The organism is Variovorax jilinensis, from assembly GCF_030316885.1.
GTDB lineage: Bacteria > Pseudomonadota > Gammaproteobacteria > Burkholderiales > Burkholderiaceae_C > Variovorax > Variovorax jilinensis.
The window spans coordinates 629,084-647,604 of the sequence record NZ_JASZYQ010000001.1; the positions used below are offsets into that span (position 1 = coordinate 629,084).

Annotated in this window: 18 protein-coding genes; all 18 read left to right on the forward strand. The window is 67.6% G+C overall.

Features of this window, described 5'->3' with window-relative positions; all coding sequences use genetic code 11:
* The first annotated feature begins 75 nt into the window (after positions 1–75).
* On the forward strand, positions 76–4,818 hold the full coding sequence (locus tag QTH87_RS03020; protein ID WP_286606753.1) for a glutamate synthase-related protein: 4,743 nt from the start codon (positions 76–78) through the stop codon (positions 4,816–4,818).
* Positions 4,819–4,861: 43 nt separating this feature from the next.
* Positions 4,862–6,340: a glutamate synthase subunit beta gene (locus QTH87_RS03025; RefSeq protein WP_286606755.1), complete on the forward strand. Its 1,479-nt coding sequence runs from the start codon at positions 4,862–4,864 to the stop codon at positions 6,338–6,340.
* A gap of 99 nt (positions 6,341–6,439) precedes the next feature.
* Entirely contained in the window at positions 6,440–7,264 is an 825-nt protein-coding gene (locus QTH87_RS03030; RefSeq protein ID WP_286606757.1) for an ABC transporter ATP-binding protein, read from the forward strand.
* Positions 7,261–8,043, forward strand: coding sequence for a lipid asymmetry maintenance ABC transporter permease subunit MlaE (mlaE, locus tag QTH87_RS03035; protein ID WP_286606759.1), 783 nt, complete (start codon positions 7,261–7,263; stop codon positions 8,041–8,043). The genes QTH87_RS03030 and mlaE overlap by 4 nt, the downstream gene beginning before the upstream one ends.
* A gap of 30 nt (positions 8,044–8,073) precedes the next feature.
* Positions 8,074–8,565: an outer membrane lipid asymmetry maintenance protein MlaD gene (gene mlaD / locus QTH87_RS03040; protein ID WP_286606760.1), complete on the forward strand. Its 492-nt coding sequence runs from the start codon at positions 8,074–8,076 to the stop codon at positions 8,563–8,565.
* Between the two features lie 8 nt (positions 8,566–8,573).
* Positions 8,574–9,281: an MlaA family lipoprotein gene (locus tag QTH87_RS03045; RefSeq protein ID WP_286606761.1), complete on the forward strand. Its 708-nt coding sequence runs from the start codon at positions 8,574–8,576 to the stop codon at positions 9,279–9,281.
* Between the two features lie 89 nt (positions 9,282–9,370).
* A complete protein-coding gene (locus QTH87_RS03050; RefSeq protein WP_286606763.1) occupies positions 9,371–10,027 on the forward strand; it encodes an MlaC/ttg2D family ABC transporter substrate-binding protein in 657 nt (218 codons plus the stop codon).
* Between the two features lie 7 nt (positions 10,028–10,034).
* On the forward strand, positions 10,035–10,307 hold the full coding sequence (locus tag QTH87_RS03055) for an STAS domain-containing protein (RefSeq protein ID WP_286606764.1): 273 nt from the start codon (positions 10,035–10,037) through the stop codon (positions 10,305–10,307).
* A 33-nt stretch (positions 10,308–10,340) separates the two neighbouring features.
* Positions 10,341–11,288: an ABC transporter ATP-binding protein gene (locus tag QTH87_RS03060; protein ID WP_286606765.1), complete on the forward strand. Its 948-nt coding sequence runs from the start codon at positions 10,341–10,343 to the stop codon at positions 11,286–11,288.
* Positions 11,289–11,373: 85 nt separating this feature from the next.
* Complete coding sequence (locus tag QTH87_RS03065) at positions 11,374–12,138, forward strand: ABC transporter permease (protein WP_286608013.1); 765 nt, start codon at positions 11,374–11,376, stop codon at positions 12,136–12,138.
* 10 nt (positions 12,139–12,148) lie between these two features.
* Positions 12,149–12,400, forward strand: coding sequence for a BolA family protein (locus QTH87_RS03070; protein WP_286606768.1), 252 nt, complete (start codon positions 12,149–12,151; stop codon positions 12,398–12,400).
* Positions 12,401–12,421: 21 nt separating this feature from the next.
* Entirely contained in the window at positions 12,422–13,708 is a 1,287-nt protein-coding gene (murA, locus tag QTH87_RS03075) for a UDP-N-acetylglucosamine 1-carboxyvinyltransferase (RefSeq protein WP_286606770.1), read from the forward strand.
* Positions 13,705–14,343: an ATP phosphoribosyltransferase gene (gene hisG / locus QTH87_RS03080; protein WP_286606771.1), complete on the forward strand. Its 639-nt coding sequence runs from the start codon at positions 13,705–13,707 to the stop codon at positions 14,341–14,343. The genes murA and hisG overlap by 4 nt, the downstream gene beginning before the upstream one ends.
* On the forward strand, positions 14,340–15,662 hold the full coding sequence (hisD, locus tag QTH87_RS03085) for a histidinol dehydrogenase (RefSeq protein ID WP_286606774.1): 1,323 nt from the start codon (positions 14,340–14,342) through the stop codon (positions 15,660–15,662). The genes hisG and hisD overlap by 4 nt, the downstream gene beginning before the upstream one ends.
* A complete protein-coding gene (locus QTH87_RS03090) occupies positions 15,659–16,033 on the forward strand; it encodes a hypothetical protein (protein WP_286606776.1) in 375 nt (124 codons plus the stop codon). Before hisD ends, QTH87_RS03090 begins: the two co-directional genes overlap by 4 nt.
* 15 nt (positions 16,034–16,048) lie before the next feature.
* Positions 16,049–17,140 (forward strand): histidinol-phosphate transaminase, encoded by a 1,092-nt coding sequence (gene hisC / locus QTH87_RS03095; RefSeq protein WP_286606778.1) that lies wholly within the window; start codon positions 16,049–16,051, stop codon positions 17,138–17,140.
* Between the two features lie 8 nt (positions 17,141–17,148).
* Positions 17,149–17,766: an imidazoleglycerol-phosphate dehydratase HisB gene (gene hisB, locus QTH87_RS03100; RefSeq protein ID WP_286606780.1), complete on the forward strand. Its 618-nt coding sequence runs from the start codon at positions 17,149–17,151 to the stop codon at positions 17,764–17,766.
* Between the two features lie 2 nt (positions 17,767–17,768).
* Positions 17,769–18,425: an imidazole glycerol phosphate synthase subunit HisH gene (gene hisH, locus QTH87_RS03105; RefSeq protein ID WP_286606782.1), complete on the forward strand. Its 657-nt coding sequence runs from the start codon at positions 17,769–17,771 to the stop codon at positions 18,423–18,425.
* The last annotated feature ends 96 nt before the right edge of the window (positions 18,426–18,521 follow it).

The window sequence follows — 18,521 nt, forward strand, 5'->3', positions numbered from 1 at the left end:
CAATTAAAGGGTTTGGCATTATTTGTGCAAAGCAATATGCTCCGTTTCCCTGCGAAAAACTGAAGGAGCACGCCCATGACGACGGCTGCCGAGATCCAGCATCTCCAACAACACGGTCTTTATTCCGGTGCCGACGAGCACGACGCCTGCGGCGTGGGCTTCGTGGCCCACATCAAGGGCGAGAAGAGCCACGCCATCGTGCTGCAGGGCCTCAAGATCCTCGAGAACCTCGACCACCGCGGCGCGGTCGGGGCCGACAAGCTCATGGGCGACGGCGCCGGCATCCTGATCCAGCTGCCCGACCTGCTGTACCGCGAAGAGATGGCCAAGCAGGGCGTCGAGCTGCCGCCGCCCGGCGAATACGGTGTCGGCATGATCTTCCTGCCCAAGGAACATGCATCCCGCGAAGCCTGCGAGCAGGAGATGGAACGCGCGATCAAGGCCGAGGGGCAGGTGCTGCTCGGCTGGCGCGACGTGCCGGTCAACCGCGAGATGCCGATGTCGCCGACGGTGCGTGCCAAGGAACCGCTGCTGCGCCAGGTCTTCATCGGCCGCGGCAACGACGTCATCGTGCAGGACGCCCTGGAACGCAAGCTGTACGTGATCCGCAAGACAGCGAGCGCAAACATCCAGCGCCTGAAGCTCAAGCACAGCAAGGAATACTACGTGCCGAGCATGTCGAGCCGCACGGTGGTCTACAAGGGCCTGCTGCTGGCCGACCAGGTCGGGACCTACTACCTCGACCTGCAGGACAAGCGCTGCGTCTCGGCCCTGGGCCTTGTGCACCAGCGCTTCTCGACCAACACCTTCCCCGAGTGGCCGCTGGCCCACCCGTACCGCTATGTCGCCCACAACGGCGAGATCAACACGGTCAAGGGCAACTACAACTGGATGAAGGCGCGCGAAGGCGTGATGTCCTCGCCGGTGCTGGGTGCCGACCTGCAGAAGCTCTATCCGATCAGCTTCCCGGGCCAGTCCGACACCGCGACCTTCGACAACTGCCTCGAACTGCTGACGATGTCGGGCTACCCGATCAGCCAGGCCGTGATGATGATGATCCCGGAACCCTGGGAGCAGCACGCCACCATGGATCCGCGCCGCCGCGCGTTCTATGAATATCACGCCGCGATGCTCGAGCCCTGGGACGGCCCGGCCTCGATCGTCTTCACCGACGGCCGCCAGATCGGCGCCACGCTCGACCGCAACGGCCTGCGCCCGTCGCGCTACTGCGTGACCGACGACGACCTGGTCATCATGGGTTCGGAATCGGGCGTGCTGCCGGTGCCCGAGCAGAAGATCGTCCGCAAGTGGCGCCTGCAGCCCGGCAAGATGTTCCTGATCGACCTCGAGCAGGGCCGCATGATCGACGACGAGGAGGTCAAGGCCAACCTCGCGAACAGCAAGCCCTACAAGCAGTGGATCGAGAACCTGCGCATCAAGCTCGACAGCGTCGAGGCCGAGACGGTGCAGCCGCCGGTGAGCCAGGTCAGCCTGCTCGACCGTCAGCAGGCCTTCGGCTACACGCAGGAGGACATCAAGTTCCTCATGAGCCCGATGGCCGCGGCCGGCGAGGAAGGCATCGGCTCGATGGGCAACGACAGTCCGCTGGCCGTGCTGTCGAACAAGAACAAGCTGCTCTACAACTACTTCAAGCAGCTGTTCGCGCAGGTGACGAACCCGCCGATCGACCCGATCCGCGAGGCGATCGTGATGTCGCTGGTGTCCTTCATCGGCCCGAAGCCGAACCTGCTCGACATCAACCAGGTCAACCCGCCGATGCGGCTCGAGGTGAGCCAGCCGATCCTCGACTTCGCCGACATGGCGAAGCTGCGCGACATCGGCAAGTACACGCAGGGCAAGTTCAAGAGCTACACGCTCGACATCACCTACCCGCTGGCCTGGGGCGACGAGGGCGTGGAAGCCAAGCTGGCTTCGCTGTGCGCCGAAGCCGTGGATGCCATCAAGGGCGGCCACAACATCCTGATCGTGAGCGACCGCGGCGTCGGTCCCACGCAGGTCGCCATTCCCGCGCTGCTCGCGCTGTCGGCCGTGCACCAGTACCTGGTGCGCGAGGGCCTGCGCACCACGGCCGGCCTGGTGGTCGAGACCGGCTCGGCGCGCGAGGTGCATCACTTCGGCGTGCTCGCGGGCTACGGCGCCGAAGCCGTGCATCCCTACCTGGCAATGGAAACGCTGGCGGCGATGCACGAGGACCTGTCGGGCGACCTCAGTGCCGAGAAGGCCATCTACAACTACGTCAAGGCGGTCGGCAAGGGCCTGTCGAAGATCATGTCGAAGATGGGTGTCAGCACCTACATGAGCTACTGCGGCGCGCAGCTGTTCGAAGCCATCGGCCTCAACAGCGAGACGGTCGACAAGTACTTCACGGGCACCGCGAGCCGCGTCCAGGGCATCGGCGTGTTCGAGATCGCCCAGGAAGGCATCCGCATGCACAAGGCGGCCTTCAGCGACGATCCGGTGCTTGCGCACATGCTCGACGCCGGTGGCGAGTACGCCTGGCGCACCCGCGGCGAGGAGCACATGTGGACGCCTGACGCGATCGCGAAGCTGCAGCACAGCACGCGCGCCAACAACTTCAACACCTACAAGGAATACGCCCAGATCATCAACGAGCAGAACCGCCGTCACCTGACGCTGCGCGGCCTCTTCGAGTTCAAGATCGATCCGGCGAAGGCGATTCCGGTGGACGAGGTCGAGACCGCCGCGGAGATCGTCAAGCGCTTCGCGACCGGCGCGATGTCGCTCGGCTCGATCAGCACCGAGGCCCATGCCACGCTGGCCGTCGCCATGAACCGCATCGGCGGCAAGAGCAACACGGGCGAGGGCGGCGAGGACCCGGCGCGCTACCGCAACGAGTTGAAGGGCATTCCGATCAAGCTCGGCGACACGCTCAAGAGCGTGATCGGCGAGGAGAACGTCGAGGTCGACCTTCCGCTCAAGGACGGCGACTCGCTGCGTTCGCGCATCAAGCAGGTGGCCTCGGGCCGCTTCGGCGTCACGGCCGAATACCTGTCCTCGGCCGACCAGGTGCAGATCAAGATGGCGCAGGGCGCCAAGCCCGGCGAAGGCGGCCAGCTGCCTGGCGGCAAGGTCACCAAGTACATCGGCAAGCAGCGCTACTCGGTGCCGGGCGTCGGCCTGATCTCGCCGCCGCCGCACCACGACATCTACTCGATCGAGGACCTGGCTCAGCTGATCCACGACCTGAAGAACGTCGCGCCGCATGCCAGCGTCAGCGTCAAGCTCGTGAGCGAAGTGGGCGTCGGCACCATCGCCGCGGGCGTTGCCAAGTGCAAGAGCGACCACGTCGTGATCGCGGGCCATGACGGCGGCACCGGCGCCTCGCCGTGGTCGTCGATCAAGCATGCCGGCAGCCCGTGGGAGATCGGCCTGGCCGAGACCCAGCAGACCCTGGTGCTGAACCGCCTGCGCGGCCGCATCCGCGTGCAGGCCGACGGCCAGATGAAGACCGGCCGCGACGTCGCCATCGGCGCGCTGCTGGGCGCCGACGAATTCGGCTTCGCCACCGCGCCGCTGGTGGTCGAGGGCTGCATCATGATGCGCAAGTGCCACCTGAACACCTGCCCGGTGGGCGTGGCCACGCAGGACCCGACGTTGCGCAAGAAGTTCTCGGGCAAGCCCGAGCACGTCGTCAACTACTTCTTCTTCGTCGCCGAGGAAGTGCGCCAGATCATGGCCCAGCTCGGCATCCGCAAGTTCGACGACCTGATCGGCCGCGCCGACCTGCTCGACACCCGTCAGGGCATCGATCACTGGAAGGCCCGCGGCCTCGATTTCAGCCGCCTGTTCGCGCAGCCGAACGTGCCGGCCGACGTGCCGCGCTTCCATGTCGCGGACCAGGACCACGGCCTCGAGAAGAGCCTCGACGTGAAGCTGATCGAGAAGTCGCGTCCGGCGATCGAGAAGGGCGAGAAGGTGCAGTTCATCGAGGTGGCGCGCAATGTCAACCGCTCGGTCGGCGCGATGCTGTCCGGTGCGCTGACCAAGGTGCATCCGCAGGGCCTGCCCGACGATTCGATCCGCATCCAGCTCGAGGGCACCGGCGGGCAGTCGTTCGGCGCCTTCCTGGCACGCGGCATCACGCTCTACCTGATCGGCGATGCCAACGACTACACCGGCAAGGGCCTGTCGGGCGGCCGCGTGGTGGTGCGTCCGAGCCTGGACTTCCGCGGCGAGGCGGCGCGCAACACGATCGTCGGCAACACTGCACTGTATGGCGCGACCACCGGCGAGGCCTACCTCTGCGGCGTGGCCGGCGAGCGCTTCGCGGTGCGGCTGTCGGGTGCCACGGCGGTGGTCGAGGGTACCGGCGACCACGGCTGCGAGTACATGACCGGCGGCACGGTGGCCGTGCTCGGCCAGACCGGACGCAACTTCGCGGCCGGCATGAGCGGCGGCGTCGCCTTCGTCTACGACGAGGACGGCCAGTTCGCCTCGCGCTGCAATCTCGCGATGGTCTCGCTCGACAAGGTCCTGACCTCGGCCGAGCAGACCGCGAGCGTGCATCGCAAGGTCTGGCACGAGGGCGAGACCGACGAGGCCAAGCTCAGGAAGCTGCTCGAGGAACATCACCGCTGGACCGGCAGCAAGCGCGCGCGCGAACTTCTCGACAACTGGGCGGTCTCGCGCACCAAGTTCGTCAAGGTGTTCCCGAACGAATACAAGCGCGCGCTGGCCGAGATCCACGACCGCGAGGTCGAGCTGACCAGCAGCGGCAACAACGCGCACGCCGGCATGGAGCCGCACGCAGCCGGCAAGCCGGTGGCCGCGGTCTGATCCGCCGGCACCGAACGAAGAGCGAACAGAACAAGGACTCACGATGGGAAAGATCACCGGCTTCATGGAGCATGAACGCATCGAGGAGGGCTATCGCCCGGTCGACGAGCGGGTCAAGCACTACAAGGAATTCGTCGTCGGCCTGGACGAGGCGCAGGCCAAGGTCCAGGGCGCACGCTGCATGGACTGCGGCACGCCGTTCTGCAACAGCGGCTGCCCGGTCAACAACATCATTCCGGACTTCAACGACCTGGTCTACCGGGCCGACTGGCAGAGCGCCTTCGTGGTGCTCGACTCGACCAACAACTTCCCCGAGTTCACGGGCCGCATCTGCCCCGCGCCCTGCGAGGCCGCCTGCGTGCTCAACGTCAACGACGATCCCGTGGGCATCAAGTCGATCGAGCACGCGATCATCGACCGCGCCTGGGACGAAGGCTGGGTCGCGGCCCGGCCAGCCAAGCACAAGACCGGCAAGAAGGTCGCGGTCGTCGGCGCCGGCCCGGCCGGCATGGCCGCTGCCCAGCAGCTGGCACGCGTCGGCCACGACGTGACCCTGTTCGAGAAGAACGACCGGGTCGGCGGCCTGCTGCGCTACGGCATTCCCGATTTCAAGATGGAGAAGACCCACATCGACCGCCGGGTCGAGCAGATGAAGGCCGAGGGCGTGACCTTCCGCACCGGCGTCATGGTCGGCGCCGCCAAGGATCCGCTCGGCAAGGGCTCCAAGGTCACGAACTGGGCCAAGGAGACCATCACGCCCGAGCAGCTCGCCAAGGACTTCGACGCCGTGCTGCTGACCGGCGGTGCCGAGCAGTCGCGCGACCTGCCGGTGCCGGGCCGCGACCTGGACGGCATCCATTTCGCGATGGAGTTCCTGCCGCAGCAGAACAAGGTCAACGCGGGCGACAAGGTCAAGGGCCAGCTGCGGGCAGACGGCAAGCACGTGATCGTGATCGGCGGCGGCGACACCGGCTCCGACTGCGTGGGCACCAGCAACCGCCATGGCGCGGCCAGCGTGACCCAGTTCGAACTCATGCCGCAGCCGCCGGAAGAGGAAAACCGGCCGATGACCTGGCCCTACTGGCCGTACAAGCTGCGCACCAGCTCGAGCCACGAGGAAGGCTGCGAGCGCGAGTTCGCGATCTCGACCAAGGAATTCATCGGCGAGAAGGGCAAGGTCACCGGATTGAAGACCGTCCGTGTCGAGTGGAAGGACGGCAAGATGGTCGAGGTGCCCGGCAGCGAGCAGATCCTCAAGGCCGACCTGGTGCTGCTCGCGATGGGCTTCGTGAGCCCGGTCGCGAACGTGCTGGATGCCTTCGGCGTCGAGAAGGACGCCCGCGGCAATGCCAAGGCCAGCGTCGACTTCATCGGCGGCTACGCGACCAGCGCCCCCAAGGTGTTCGCGGCGGGCGACATCCGGCGCGGCCAGTCGCTGGTGGTCTGGGCCATCCGCGAGGGCCGCCAGGCGGCCCGCTCGGTCGACGAATTCCTCATGGGGTTCAGCGACCTGCCCCGCTGAGCGGGGTGCCCACGGCGAGCGGCCGTGGACATTCCCTTATCATCGGGAGCAACCGCGAGCCGGGATGTCCAACAGGACGCCCCGGCTTTTTCATTGCCCATGGAACCAGCACTCGACCATTCCCTCGTTGAATTTCGCGACGTCGTCTTCGGCTACGGCGCCCGTCCGATCCTCGACGGCGTGTCGTTTCGCGTACCCCGCGGCAAGGTGACGGCCCTGATGGGCGCGTCCGGTGGCGGCAAGACCACCGTGCTGCGCCTGATCGGCGGCCAGGTGCGCGCAGGCAGCGGCGAGGTGCGGGTCGAAGGCCAGGACATCGGCAAGCTGGCGCCCGATGCCCTCTATGCGGCCCGGCGCCGCATGGGCATGCTGTTCCAGTTCGGCGCGCTGTTCACGGACATGAACGTGTTCGACAACGTCGCCTTCCCGCTGCGCGAGCACACGCACCTGTCCGAGAGCCTGATCCGCGACATCGTCCTCATGAAGCTCGACGCCGTGGGCCTGCGCGGCGCCCGCGAGCTGATGCCGAGCGAGGTCTCGGGCGGCATGGCCCGGCGCGTCGCGCTAGCGCGTGCCATCGCGCTCGACCCGGATCTGGTCATGTACGACGAACCCTTCGCGGGGCTCGACCCGATCTCGCTGGGCACCGCTGCGCGCCTGATCCGCCAGCTCAACGACACGCTGGGCCTCACGAGCGTGGTGGTCTCGCACGATCTCGAGGAAACCTTCCGCATCGCCGACCACGTCATCATCCTGGCCAACGGCGGCATCGCGGCCCAGGGCACGCCGCAGGAGGTGCGCGTCAGCACCGACCCGCTGGTGCACCAGTTCGTCAATGCGCTGCCCGACGGGCCGGTGCACTTTCACTACCCGGCGGTCGGCGTCGAGGACGATTTCGGCAACGCCCAGGGAGGCCGCCAATGAGCTGGTGGCGACCTGCCGACGTCGGCTTCGCGGTGCGCAGCAAGCTGGCCGACCTCGGCGTCGGCGCGCGCCTGTTCGTGCGCCTTCTGTTCCAGGGTGCGCGCTGCCTGCGCCGCTTCGGCCTGGTGCGCGACCAGATCCATTTCCTCGGCAACTACTCGCTCGCGATCATCGCGGTCTCGGGCCTGTTCGTCGGCTTCGTGCTCGGCCTGCAGGGCTACTACACGCTGCAGCGCTACGGCGCATCCGAGGCGCTCGGCCTGCTGGTGACGCTGAGCCTGGTGCGCGAGCTCGGCCCGGTGGTGGCGGCACTGCTGTTCGCGGGCCGCGCGGGCACCTCGCTGACCGCCGAGATCGGCCTCATGAAGGCGGGCGAGCAGCTCAGTGCAATGGAGATGATGGCGGTCGACCCGGTGCAGCGCATCCTGGCGCCCCGCTTCTGGGCGGGCATCATCACCATGCCGCTGCTGGCGGCCGTGTTCAGCGCCGTCGGCGTCATCGGCGGCTACGTGGTCGGCGTGATGATGTTGGGCGTCGACGCGGGGGCCTTCTGGGGCCAGATGCAGGGCGGCGTCGATGTATGGCGCGACGTCGGCAACGGCGTGGTCAAGAGCTTCGTGTTCGGACTCGCCGTGACCTTCGTTGCGCTGCTGCAGGGCTACCAGTCGCAGCCCACGCCCGAGGGCGTCTCGCGCGCCACCACGCGCACCGTGGTCGTGGCCTCGCTCGCGGTGCTCGGCCTCGACTTCATGCTCACGGCCCTGATGTTCAGCATCTAGGTCCCACGATTCGACGACAAGGTTCCAACCATGCAACGCTCCAACAATGACATCTGGGTCGGCCTGTTCGTGCTGCTCGGCGGCGCCGCACTGCTGTTCCTCGCCCTGCAGTCGGCCAATCTGCTGGGCCTGAACTTCCAGAAGACCTACAGCGTGACCGCGCGCTTCGACAACATCGGCGGCCTGAAGCCGCAAACCGCGGTCAAGAGCGCCGGCGTGGTGGTCGGACGTGTCGAATCGATCACGTTCGACGACAAGACTTTCCAGGCGTCCGTCACGCTGGCGCTGCAGAACCGCTACAGTTTCCCCAAGGACAGCTCGTTCAAGATCCTCACCAGCGGCCTGCTTGGCGAACAGTACATCGGCATCGAGGCCGGTGCCGACGAAAAGGACCTGCATGCCGGCGACGTCGTCACCGACACGCAGTCCGCCGTGGTGCTGGAAAACCTGATCAGCCAGTTCCTGTACAGCAAGGCGGCCGAGGGAAGCCCGTCGCCCGGCAACGCCACCAACAAGAAATGAAGCCACGAATGTCTCTCGCCGCAGTCCTCTGCAGGCTGCTCGCCCTTGCCAGCCTGGTGCTCGCCACCGGGTGCGCGACCGGCCCCGACGCCAACCCCGCCGACCCCTTCGAGCCATTCAACCGCCAGGTCTACCGTTTCAACACCGCGGTGGACGACGCCGTCCTGAAGCCGACCGCGAAGGTCTACCAGACCGTGCTGCCATCGCCCGTGCGCACCGGCGTGAGCAACTTCTTCGGCAACCTCTCCGACGTCTGGAGCTTCGCCAACAGCGTGGCGCAGCTCAAGCTGCGCAACAGCGCAGAGAACGCCATGCGCGTGAGCGTCAACACGGTCTTCGGCTTGGGCGGCATTCTCGACATCGCGACCGAGGCCGGCATCGAGCGCCACAGCGAGGACTTCGGTCAGACCCTGGGCTATTGGGGCGTTCCGCCCGGCCCCTACGTGATGCTGCCGCTGCTGGGCCCGTCGACCGTGCGCGATACGCTGGCACTGCCAGTGGACATCCACGGCGACCCGGTGGGGTATGTGTCCGACATCCCGGTGCGAAACTCCCTGTACGCTTTGCGCTACATCGACATCCGCGCCAACCTGTTGCGGGTCGGGCAGTTGCTCGACGATGCCGCGCTCGACCCCTATACCTTCACGCGCGACGCCTTCCTGCAGAGCCGCGGTTACGCGGTCTACGACGGCCTCCTTCCCGATTACGGCGAGTGAACGGGGCCACCTCAAAAACCTGTGGAACGACAGGGACTAGGATTCGCCAAGGGCACGAGGCCCCGGCACTTGATACAAGGGAGCCTTCCATGAACAAGACACTTCAACGCCGCACTCTCGGACGCCTCGCCTTGGGCAGCGTGCTGCTGGCCGGCGCCGCCCTCGGATTCGTCGCACCGGCCCGGGCCGCCGACGAGACGCCCGATGCGCTCGTGACCCGCCTGTCGAGCGACGTGCTCGACACCATCAAGGCCGACAAGTCGATCAAGTCCGGCGACATCGACAAGATCATGGTCCTGGTCGACACCAAGATCATGCCCAACGTCGATTTCCTGCGCATGACGGCCTCCGCGGTCGGTCCGGCCTGGCGCACTGCCACGCCGGAGCAGCGCCAGCGCCTCGAGGCTGAATTCAAGACGCTGCTGGTGCGCACCTACGCGGGTGCGCTGAATCAGGTCAGCGACCAGACCGTGACCGTGCGTCCGTTCCGCGGCTCGACGGACGACAAGGAAGTGCTCGTGCGTTCCGAAGTGCGTGGCGGCGGCGGCGACCCGGTCCAGCTCGACTACCGCCTGGTCAAGGCGCCCGACGCGGCCGGCGGCTGGAAGATCTACAACATCAACGTGATGGGCGTCTGGCTGGTCGATACCTACCGCACCCAATTCGCGCAGCAGATCAACAGCAAGGGTATCGACGGCCTGATCGCCGCCCTTGCCGCGCGCAACAAGAGCAACGGCCGGAGCTGATCGCGCCATGCTGGTCCTGCCGCCCAAGCTCACGCACGACGAAGCGCCGGCCTGCGCCTACATGCTGCAGCAGGGTCTGGCGGGGCAGAGCGACACCGCCACGGTGGTCGATGCCAGCGCCTTGGTGCACTTCGATTCCTCGGCGCTCGCCGTGCTGCTCGAATGCCGCCGCGAGTCGAGCGCGCTGGGCCGCGGCTTCGCGGTCAAGGGCCTGCCCGCGCGGCTGCGGGAGCTCGCCGCCCTGTACGGAATCGCAGGCCTTTTGCCGGCTGCGCCCTAGAAAAGTAGCCGCAGCCTAAAATAGCGGGCTCCCATGCCCGCGATCTCCTTCCAGTCGGTCTCCAAGACCTATCCCCCCTCACGACAGCAACGCGCCCACGGCAATCCCGGTTTGCGCGCGGTCGACGAGGTCACTTTCCAGATCGAAGAGGGCGAATTCTTCGGCCTGCTGGGGCCCAACGGCGCCGGCAAGACCACGCTGATCAGCATGCTCGCGGGCCTTTCGCGGCCCACCAGCGGTGCCATCGGCGTCCACGGCTTCGATGTCCAGAAGGACTACGCCAAGGCCCGGCGCCAGCTCGGCGTGGTGCCGCAGGAACTGGTGTTCGACCCGTTCTTCAATGTGCGCGAGGCGCTGCGCATCCAGTCGGGCTACTTCGGCATCCGCAACAACGACGCCTGGATCGACGAACTGCTGCAGAGCCTGGGTCTGGCCGACAAGGCCAGCGCCAACATGCGGCAGCTTTCGGGCGGCATGAAGCGGCGCGTGCTGGTGGCGCAGGCGCTGGTGCACAAGCCTCCCGTGATCGTGCTCGACGAACCGACCGCCGGCGTCGACGTCGAATTGCGCCAGACGCTCTGGCAGTTCGTCGCCAAGCTCAACAAGCAGGGCAGCACCGTGCTGCTCACCACCCACTACCTCGAGGAAGCCGAGGCCCTGTGCCATCGCATCGCGATGCTCAAGCAGGGCCGCGTGATCGCGCTCGACCGCACCAGCGAACTGCTGCGCTCGGCCGCCAGCAACGTGTTGCGCTTCAAGACCGACGGGCTGCTGCCCTGGTCCATCGCGCAGCATGCGCGCATCACGGGCCGCATCGTGCAGCTGCCGGCGCAGAACGCGCACGAGGTCGAGCAACTGCTCGCCGCGATCCGCGAGGCCGGCCTCGACGTCGAGGACGTCGAGATGCGCAAGGCCGATCTCGAGGACGTGTTCATCGACCTGATGGCGGGCGAGCAGACGCCGCTGGAGGTGGCGCGATGAGCGCAGCGCCGGGCCGCCCCAAGCGAGCTCGCGCCCCCTCGGGGGGCAGCGAGGACACGAAGTGCCGAGCGTGGGGGTCCACATGATGATCAACGCTTTGGGTTGGCGCGCGCTCCTGTACAAGGAAACGCTGCGCTTCTGGAAGGTGGGCTTCCAGACCGTCGGTGCGCCGGTGCTCACGGCGGTGCTCTACCTGATGGTCTTCGGCCATGTGCTCGAAGACCACGTGAAGGTCTACGGCACCGTGAGCTACACGGCATTCCTGGTGCCCGGCCTCGTGATGATGAGCGTGCTGCAGAACGCCTTCGCGAACAGCTCGTCATCGATCATCCAGAGCAAGATCATGGGCAGCCTGGTGTTCGTGCTGCTGACGCCGCTGTCGCACTGGGGCTGGTTCATGGCCTACGTCGGTTCGTCGATCGTGCGCGGTCTGGCGGTCGGCCTGGGCGTCTTCATCGTGACGTCGCTGTTCGCGCTGCCGGGCTTCGTGGCACCGCTGTGGATCCTCGTGTTCGCATTCTTGGGCGCCGCCATCCTTGGCACGCTGGGTCTGATCGCCGGCCTGTGGGCCGAGAAGTTCGACCAGATGGCGGTTTTCCAGAACTTCCTGATCATGCCGATGACCTTCCTGTCCGGCGTGTTCTATTCGGTCGGCTCGCTGCCGCCGTTCTGGCAGACCGTGAGCCACCTGAACCCCTTCTTCTACATGATCGACGGCTTTCGCTACGGCTTCTTCGGCATCAGCGATGTCTCGCCGTGGCTCAGCCTGGCGATCGTCGGCAGCGCCTGGCTGATCGTGAGCGCCGTCGCCGTGCATCTGCTGCGCATCGGCTACAAGATCCGCGGATAGAGACCCCCCAATGACTTCCGACGAACTCCAATCCATCATCGAAGCCGGCCTGGCCTGCGAGCACATCACGCTCGAAGGCGATGGCCGCCATTGGTACGCCACCATCGTCTCGCCCGAATTCGAAGGCAAGCGCGCGATCCAGCGCCATCAGCGGGTCTACGCCACCCTCGGTGCGAAAATGCATACCGACGAGGTGCATGCGCTCTCGATGAAGACCTTCACGCCCGCCGAATGGGCGGCCCAGACCCCTCAGCCCCGCTAGAACCCTTCCGCTGGATTGCTCATGGACAAACTTCTGATTCGCGGCGGGCGCAAGCTTCGCGGCGAAGTACTCATTTCCGGCGCCAAGAACGCGGCCCTGCCCGAACTCTGCGCGGCGCTGCTGACCGACCAGCCCGTGACGCTGCACAACGTTCCGCGGCTCAAGGACGTGGCGACCATGCTCAAGCTGGTCCAGAACATGGGCGTCGCCGCCGAGCGCGACGACAACGGCACGGTGCGCATCGACGCCCGCACGCTCGAGGTGCCCGAGGCGCCCTACGAGCTCGTGAAGACCATGCGCGCCTCGGTGCTCGCGCTGGGCCCGCTGCTGGCGCGCTTCGGCCGCGCGAAGGTCTCGCTGCCGGGCGGCTGCGCCATCGGCTCGCGTCCGGTCGACCAGCACATCAAGGGGCTGCAGGCGATGGGCGCCGACATCGTGGTCGAGCACGGCTACATGGTCGCCAAGGTGGCGGGCGGCCGCCGCCGGCTGCACGGCGCGCGCATCACGACCGACATGGTCACGGTCACCGGCACCGAGAACTTCATGATGGCCGCCGCGCTGGCCGAGGGCGAGACCGCGCTCGAGAACGCAGCCCAGGAGCCCGAGATCGCCGACCTCGGCGAGATGCTGATCGCCATGGGCGCCAAGGTCGAGGGTCACGGCACCAGCCGCATCCGCATCCAGGGCGTGGAACGCCTTCACGGCTGCACCCACCAGGTGGTGGCCGACCGCATCGAGGCCGGCACCTTCCTCTGCGCAGTGGCCGCGACCGGCGGCGACGTGGTGCTGCGGCACGGCCGCGCCGACCACCTCGACGCCGTGATCGAGAAGCTGCGCGACGCCGGTGCCCAGGTGACGGCGGTCGAAGGCGGCATCCGCGTGCAGAGCCAGGGGCGGCTGCGCGCACAGAACTTCCGCACCACCGAGTACCCCGGCTTCCCGACCGACATGCAGGCCCAGTTCATGGCGCTCAACGCGATCGCGGAGGGCACGTCCACAGTGACCGAGACGATCTTCGAGAACCGCTTCATGCACGTCGACGAGATGCTGCGCCTGGGCGCCAAGATCCAGACCGACGGCAAGGTGGCGGTGATCGAGGGCGTCGCGCAACTGTCGGGCGCTACCGTCATGGCGACCGACCTGCGCGCCTCGGCCAGCCTGGTGATCGCGGGCCTGGTGGCCGAGGGCGAGACCCTGGTCGATCGCATCTACCACCTGGATCGCGGCTACGACCGCATGGAAGGCAAGCTGCGCGGCCTCGGTGCCGACATCGAGCGCGTGGCCGGCCCGGCCGAGGTGCAGCCGTGATCACGCTCGCGCTCTCGAAAGGCCGCATCTTCGAGGAGACGCTGCCGTTGCTGGCCGCGGCCGGCATCGAGGTCACGGAAGACCCCGAGAAATCGCGCAAGCTGATCCTCGGCACCACGCGGCCCGACGTGCGCGTGGTGCTGGTGCGCGCTTCCGACGTGCCGACCTACGTGCAGTACGGGGGCGCCGACCTCGGCGTGACCGGTCTCGACGTGCTGCTCGAGCACGGCAACCAGGGCCTCTACCAGCCGCTCGACCTGCGCATCGCGGCCTGTCGCCTGAGCGTGGCGGTGCGCGCCGACTTCGACTACGCCTCGGCCGTGAAGCAGGGCTCGCGCCTCAAGGTGGCGACCAAGTACGTCGGACTGGCGCGCGAATTCTTCGCCAGCAAGGGCGTGCACGTCGACCTCATCAAGCTCTACGGCAGCATGGAGCTCGCGCCGCTCACCGGCCTGGCCGACGCCATCGTCGACCTGGTCTCGACCGGCAACACGCTCAAGGCCAACCAGTTGGTCGAAGTCGAGCGCATCATGGACATCAGCGCCCGCCTGGTGGTCAACCAGGCCGCACTCAAGCTCAAGCGCGAGCCGATCCGCCGCATCGTCGATGCCTTCGCATCGGCCATTCCGAAATGAACCTCAAAGCCGCCCCCGTCCGCCTGTCCACCGCCTCTGCCTCCTTCGAGGCCGAATTCAAGGCGCGGCTGCATTGGTCGGCCGAGGCGGATGCGGCGATCGAGCAGGTGGTGGCCGACATCCTGGCCGACGTGCAGCAACGTGGCGACGCGGCCGTGCTCGAGTACACGCGCCGCTTCGACCGCCTCGACGCCGCGAGCATCGATGCGCTCGAACTCACTGCGGTCGAACTGCGCGCCGCCTTCGAGGCACTGCCTGCGGCGCAAAGGGATGCCCTCGAGTCGGCGGCGCGCCGCGTCCGCAGCTACCACGAGGCCCAGAAGAAGGCCAGCGGCGAGAGCTGGAGCTACCGGGACTCGGACGGCACGCTGCTGGGCCAGAAGGTGACACCACTCGACCGCGTCGGCATCTACGTGCCCGGCGGCAAGGCGGCCTATCCGTCGAGCGTGCTCATGAACGCCATTCCCGCGCACGTCGCGGGCGTGGGCGAGATCATCATGGTGGTGCCGACGCCGGGCGGCGAGAAGAATCCGCTGGTGCTGGCGGCGGCCCACGTGGCCGGCGTCACGCGCGCCTTCACCCTCGGCGGCGCGCAGGCCGTGGCCGCGCTGGCCTACGGCACCGCGAGCATTCCCGCGGTCGACAAGATCACCGGCCCCGGCAACGCCTATGTCGCGGCGGCCAAGCGCCGGGTCTTCGGCACCGTCGGCATCGACATGATCGCGGGCCCGAGCGAGATCCTCGTGCTGGCCGACGGCAGCACGCCGCCCGACTGGGTCGCGATGGACCTCTTCAGCCAGGCCGAGCACGACGAACTGGCGCAGAGCATCCTGCTCTGCCCCGACGCCGCCTACATCGAACGCGTGCAGCAGGAGATCGACCGCCTGCTGCCCGAGATGCCGCGCGCCGCGATCATCGCGGCCTCGCTCAACGGACGCGGCGCACTGATCCACACGCGCAGCATGGAAGAGGCCTGCGAGATCAGCAACCGCATCGCGCCCGAGCATCTCGAGGTCAGCAGCAGCGAGCCGCAGCGCTGGGAACCGCTGCTGCGCCATGCGGGTGCGATCTTCCTCGGCGCCTACACGAGCGAAAGCCTGGGCGACTACTGCGCGGGCCCCAACCACGTGCTGCCCACCAGCGGCACCGCGCGCTTCAGCTCGCCGCTCGGCGTCTACGACTTCCAGAAGCGCTCGAGCCTGATCGAGGTCAGCGAGGCGGGCGCGCAGGTGCTGGGCCGCGTCGCCTCGGTGCTGGCCCACGGCGAGGGCCTGCAGGCCCATGCACGGGCGGCCGAGATGCGGCTGCGGCAGCCATGACGCACCGCCGGCTCGGCCCCGCGGCCGTCGGGGCCCTGGCCGCGGCGCTGCTGCTGGCAACTGCCGGCGCCGCGCAGGCGATGTCGATCCGCGAACTGCGCACGCTCGAAGCCAACGAGAAGGACGGCAAGCTCTACGCCAACTACTACCTGGTGGGCGTCATGGAGGGCCTTCGCGAAGCCAGCGCGGCCGAGCAGCGCGCCGGCCAGAAGCCGCTGTTCTGCATCAACGGCCGCCGGCTCGAACCCGCGATGGCGCGCTCCCTCTACCAGGCCGAACTGACGCGCAACGCCGACAGCTACGAAGCCGACATGCCGGTCGAACTGGTGCTGTCTTCGGCGCTGCGCAACAGCTATCGCTGCAACCCCTAGTCTCCCGATTCCCCAATGACCGCTTCCGAAGACACCCGCCGCGCCCTCGGCCGCATCCGAGCCGACGTGCAATCCATGCATGCCTACGCGGTGCAGGACGCCCGTGGCCTGCTCAAGCTCGACGCCATGGAGAACCCGCACGGCCTGCCGCCCGCGCTGCAGGCCGCGCTCGGCCAGCGGCTCGGCGCGCTGGCGCTGAACCGCTATCCGGGCGAGCGCAGCGTCGATCTGCAGCGCGCGCTGGCCGACCATGCCCGCATGCCCGAAGGCTTCGCGCTGATGCTCGGCAACGGCTCGGACGAGCTGATCTCGCTGCTCGCCATGGCCTGCGACCTGGCCGGCGCCGCCATCCTGGCGCCGGTGCCGGGCTTCGTGATGTATGCGATGAGCGCCCAGCTGCAGGGCCTGCGCTTCGTCGGCGTGCCGCTCACGCCCGATTTCGAGCTCGATGAAGGCGCCATGCTGGCGGCGATCGAGACGGAAAAGCCGGCGATCGTCTTCCTGGCCTATCCCAACAACCCGACCGCCAACCTCTGGGACGACGCCGCGATCGAGCGGATCGTCGAGGCGCAGGGCGCACAGGGCGGCCTGGTGGTGATCGACGAGGCCTACCAGCCCTTCGCGGGCCGCAGCTACATCGACCGCGTGGCGCGCCACGGCCACGTGCTGCTGATGCGAACGCTGAGCAAGTTCGGCCTCGCCGGCGCCCGCCTGGGCTACCTGATGGGCCCCGCGGCGCTGGTGGCCGAGGTCGACAAGGTGCGCCCGCCCTACAACATCAGCGTGCTGAACTGCGAATGCGCGCTGTTCGCCCTCGAGCATGCCGAGGTGTTCGCGGCCCAGGCCGCCGACATCCGCAGCCAGCGCGCCGTGGTGACCGAGGGGCTGGCCCGGCTGCCGGCCGTCAGGAGCTGGCCCAGCGAGGCCAACATGGTCCTGATCCGGGTGCCCGACGCCGCAAAGACCTTCGAGGGCATGAAGGCTCGCGGCGTGCTGGTCAAGAACGTTTCTAAAATGCACCCATTGCTCGCGAACTGCCTGCGGCTGACGGTCGGCACCGCCGACGAGAACGCCCGCATGCTCGCTGCCCTCGAAGCCTCACTATGAACACTCCCATGGCCCCCGAAGCCGTCGTCGCCTCCGGCGCCCGCACGGCCTCCGTGACCCGCAACACGGCCGAGACCAAGATCACGGTCCGGGTCGACCTCGACGGCAGCGGCCGCGCCAGCCTCTCGACCGGCATCGGCTTCTTCGACCACATGCTCGACCAGATCGCGCGCCACGGCCTGATCGACCTCGACATCGACTGCCAGGGCGACCTGCACATCGACGGCCACCACACGGTGGAAGACGTCGGCATCACGCTGGGGCAGGCGGTGGCCAAGGCGGTCGGCGACAAGAAGGGCATCCGTCGCTACGGCCATGCCTACGTGCCGCTCGACGAGGCCCTGAGCCGCGTCGTGATCGATTTCTCTGGCCGTCCGGGCCTCGTCATGGACGTCCCGTTCACGAGCGGCATGATCGGCACCTTCGACAGCCAGCTCACCTACGAGTTCTTCCAGGGTTTCGTGAACCACGCCTTCGTCACGCTGCACATCGACAACCTCAAGGGCGTCAACGCGCATCACCAGTGCGAGACCGTGTTCAAGGCCTTCGCGCGCGCGCTGCGTGCCGCGCTCGAGCTCGATCCGCGCTCGGCGGGCGTCATCCCCTCGACCAAGGGCTCGCTCTGACCGTGTCCGGCGCATCCAACACCGTTGCCGTGGTCGACTACGGCATGGGCAACCTGCGTTCGGTGTCGCAGGCGGTGCAGCATGCCGCCGACCAGGTGGGCGTCCAGGTGTTCGTCACCTCTGACCCGGAAGTGGTTCGCCGCGCCACCCGCGTGGTGCTGCCGGGGCAGGGCGCCATGCCCGACTGCATGCGAGAGCTGCGCGACTCGGGCCTGCTCGAGCCGGTGCTCGAGGCTGCGGCCTCGAAGCCCCTGTTCGGCGTCTGCGTGGGCATGCAGATGCTGCTGTCGCGCAGCGACGAAGGCCCGACCGACGGCCTCGGCCTGATCCCGGGCGAGGTGCGCAAGTTCGAACTCGAAGGCCGGCTGCAGCCCGACGGCAGCCGCTTCAAGGTGCCGCAGATGGGCTGGAACCAGGTGCGCCAGACGCGGCCGCACCCGGTATGGGCCGGCGTACCCGACGACAGCTACTTCTATTTCGTCCACAGCTTCTATGCCCGCCCGGCCGACGCCGTCCACAGCGCCGGCGAGGCCGACTACGGTGGCCGCTTTACCGCGGCGCTCGCACGCGATAACATTTTTGCCACCCAGTTCCACCCCGAGAAGAGCGCGGACCACGGGTTGCAGCTCTACCGAAACTTCCTCCACTGGAATCCCTGACGCATTGAACGCTCCCACCGTTCGGCCCGCGCGTGCCCGCGCAGCGACGGCCCGGACCTGAGTACCATCGCGCTTTTCGTCCTTTCGTTTTCCCGT